General features: G+C 74.0%; 4 protein-coding genes. 2 read left to right on the top strand and 2 right to left on the bottom strand.

All coding sequences use genetic code 11. The features are described from left to right. Positions 1 to 94: 94 nt before the first annotated feature. Entirely contained in the window at positions 95 to 373 is a 279-nt protein-coding gene (gene pspAA, locus ACSNOK_RS31935; protein WP_436784282.1) for a PspA-associated protein PspAA, read from the bottom strand. A gap of 28 nt (positions 374 to 401) precedes the next feature. Next, positions 402 to 1190 (bottom strand): PspA/IM30 family protein, encoded by a 789-nt coding sequence (locus ACSNOK_RS31940; protein ID WP_436784283.1) that lies wholly within the window; start codon positions 1188 to 1190, stop codon positions 402 to 404. Between the two features lie 326 nt (positions 1191 to 1516). Here ACSNOK_RS31940 and ACSNOK_RS31945 point away from each other — a divergent pair, with 326 nt between their 5' ends. Both ACSNOK_RS31945 and ACSNOK_RS31950 read left to right on the top strand, forming a co-directional pair. Further along, positions 1517 to 2122, top strand: a complete 606-nt coding sequence (locus tag ACSNOK_RS31945; RefSeq protein WP_436784284.1) for a DUF3043 domain-containing protein — start codon at positions 1517 to 1519, stop codon at positions 2120 to 2122. A gap of 485 nt (positions 2123 to 2607) precedes the next feature. Beyond that, complete coding sequence (locus tag ACSNOK_RS31950; RefSeq protein WP_436784285.1) at positions 2608 to 3282, top strand: class I SAM-dependent methyltransferase; 675 nt, start codon at positions 2608 to 2610, stop codon at positions 3280 to 3282. Positions 3283 to 3309 lie beyond the last annotated feature (27 nt).

The following is a 3309-nucleotide window of genomic DNA, read 5'->3' on the forward strand; positions in this document are numbered from 1 at the left end:
GACGAGCGGCGAAGCCGCGATCAGGGGATCCGGGGGGCTTGCCCCCCAAGAAACGGTGAAAGGGCGGGACCGGGGCACAGCCCCCCCGCAGGGGTCACCCCGGGATGAGACCGTCGTCGCTCAGCATCGCGCGGACTTCCGCGAGCGACGCATCAGGCGCGGGCAGGATCAACTCGGAAGGCTCCAGAGCATCGTCGGGCAACGGACTGCCCATCCGCCGCACAGCCTCGAGCAGAGCACCGAGCGTCCGGCGGAACCCGTCCTCGTCCCCGCTCTCCATCTCGTCGAGGAGCTCGTCGTCCAGCGCGTTGAGCTCGGCGAAGTGGCTGTCGGCCAGCTTCCACTGGCCCTCCCCCATGATGCGAACGATCACGGCGCCTCCTCTCGTTCCGCGGCCCGCGTCAGCGCTTGTGGAAGTCGGGCCGGTCCTGCGGCTGGGCGGACTGCGACGCGGCGCCGCCCTCGATGGCCGGCTTGGCGGTGCTGCCGCCGGAGAGCTCGGCCTTCATCCGCTGGAGCTCCAGCTCCACGTCCGAGCCGCTCGACAGGCGGTCCAGCTCGGCCGTGATGTCGTCCTTCGCCATGCCCGTGGGGTCGTCGAGGGCGCCGGAGGCGAGGAGCTCGTCGATGGCGCCGGCCCGGGCCTGGAGCTGCGCGGTCTTGTCCTCGGCGCGCTGGATGGCCATGCCGACGTCGCCCATCTCCTCCGAGATACCGGAGAAGGCCTCGCCGATGCGGGTCTGGGCCTGGGCGGCGGTGTAGGTGGCCTTGATGGTCTCCTTCTTGGTGCGGAAGGCGTCGACCTTGGCCTGGAGCCGCTGGGAGGCGAGGGTGAGCTTCTCCTCCTCGCCCTGGAGGGTCTGGTGCTGTGTCTCCAGGTCGCTGACCTGCTGCTGGAGGGCGGCGCGGCGGGTGAGCGCCTCGCGCGCCAGGTCCTCGCGGCCGAGGGCCAGCGCCTTGCGGCCCTGCTCCTCCAGCTTCGCGGACTGTCCCTGGAGCTGGGTGAGCTGGAGCTCCAGGCGCTTGCGGGAGGTGGCCACGTCGGCCACGCCCCGGCGCACCTTCTGCAGCAGCTCGACCTGCTTCTGGTACGAGTAGTCGAGGGTCTCGCGCGGATCCTCGGCCCGGTCCAGGGCCTTGTTGGCCTTCGCGCGGAAAATCATCCCCATACGCTTCATGACACCGCTCATGGGCCTCGCGCGCCCCCTTCTGACCGACTAGCTCGGGCTTCGGCTCCATCACACCTAACAGAACCCACAGTACGGGGCCTGTCCCCATTACCGCACTGTCCGGACCCGGATGCGCTCCTCCTGCAGGACGATCAGGGGGGCGCGTTCCTCCGGCGGGAGGAGGAGGCCGCCCACCGGGTGAGCCTCGGGGGAACCCCGAGCGGCCCGTGGGGGCCGGGAAGCTCGGTTCGCGCGGCCCGCGGGGCGGGGCGTCCCGCGGAGGCCATCCCGGGATCATTCCCCAGAACGCTGGGGTCCACCCCCGGGACCCCGTACCCTTGGGTTCCGTGTTCCGAAGCCGTTCGAAGGAAGAGCAGTCCGCCCAGGCCGCCGACGCCAAGGTGACCGCGGACCAGCCCCAGCAGCCCCGTCATCCCGAGGCCCCCAAGGGCCGCCCGACGCCCAAGCGCAGCGAGGCGACGGCCCAGCGCCGTACCCTCGCCGGCACGCCGGCCAACCGCAAGGAGGCCGCCAAGCGGCAGCGCGAGGCCCGCCGGGCCGACATGGCCAAACAGCGCGAGGCGCTGGCCAACGGCGACGAGCGGTTCCTGCCGGTCCGCGACAAGGGGCCCGTCCGGCGCTTCGCCCGGGACTTCGTGGACTCCCGGTTCACCGTCATGGAGTTCTTCCTGCCGCTGGCGGTGGCCATCCTCGTCCTCAGCATGTTCAACCGCGGGTCGTTCCAGCAGTACGTGCTGCTGGCGTGGATGGTCGTCATCCTCGTGATCGTCGTGAACTCGGCGGTCCTCGCGTTCGGCCTGCGCAAGGAGCTGAAGAAGCGCTTCGCCGGCGAGCCCACCCGGGGCGCCGTCCCGTACGCGCTGATGCGCTCCCTGCAGATGCGGCGGCTGCGGCTGCCCAAGCCGAAGGTCGCGCGTGGGGAGAAGCCCTGAGCGGCTCCCCGTGGGGCCCGGCCGGCACGCTGTCGGACGGGCCCGGAGCGGTATCGGGGCCGGCGTCCGGCCCCGGGGCGGCCGTGACCGCCGTGCCCGGCCCCGGGGCGGTGTTCCGGGTGACGGGCGGGTCGTTCTCCGACGCGGGCCCGGCGGCGTACGCCGGTTCGGTCACGGCTCCTGAAGGCGCCTTCGGGGCGGCTCCCGTGACGGCCTCCGTGACGGCCGCTCCCGTGCCGTCCCCGGGGCATGCCCCGGAGCCCCACCCGGGCGGTTTCGCGGGCCCCGGAAGCTTCTCCGGCGGGGCCGGGGGGCCGGGGAGCGTGAGCCCGGCCGGCTTCCCGCCGGCGCCCGCTCCGGCCGTGGGCTTCGCCGATCCGGCGCGCCCTGGATATGCGGCATACGCGGGGGCCGCCGGGTACGGGGGCGCCGGAGGCGTCATGGAAACCGCGCACGCGGTGGAAACCGTGCACGCCGTACCCGCCATGCCCGCCCTGGAAGCCGCGGAAGTCGCCGACGAGGGCCTGTGCGAAGGCCTGCGGAACACCGTCCGGCACGAGCTGGTCGCCCGGCAGATAGACGAGCAGACGGCTGCGCGCTTCCCGGCCGGACAGCGCCTGCGCGTCCTGGACGTCGGCCTCGCCCACGGCACCCAGTCGCTGCGCCTGGCGCGCGCGGGGCACGAGGTGACGGCGCTGGAGTCGGACCCGGCGACGGTGGCCGCCGTCCGCAAGGTACTCGCCGCCGAGCCGGCGGACGTCCGGGACCGGGTCCGGCTCATCGAGGGCGACGGCCGGGACACCGGGGCGCACTTCACGCCCGGCGCCTTCGACCTCGTCCTCTGCCACGGCGTGCTGATGTACGTGCCGGAGCCCGACCCCCTGCTGGCCGGGCTCGCCCGGGTGCTCGCACCCGGCGGCCTGCTCTCGCTGCTGGTCCGCAACGCGGACGCGCTGGCGCTGCGGCCCGGACTGGCCGGCGACTGGGACCGGGCGCTGGCCGCCTTCGACTCCCCCTACGACACCGACCGGGCCGGCGTCCCCGTCCGCGCCGACCGGCGCGAGGCCCTGGCCGCCACGCTGGCCGGCATCGGCGCCCCGCTGCGCGCCTGGTACGGCGTCCGCGTCTTCACCGACCCGCCGGCCCGGTCGGTGTCGTAGGGGGAGTCGAAGGCGGCCAGCGCCCGG

Source organism: Streptomyces sp. URMC 126 (genome assembly GCF_051386555.1).
Lineage (GTDB): Bacteria > Actinomycetota > Actinomycetes > Streptomycetales > Streptomycetaceae > Streptomyces.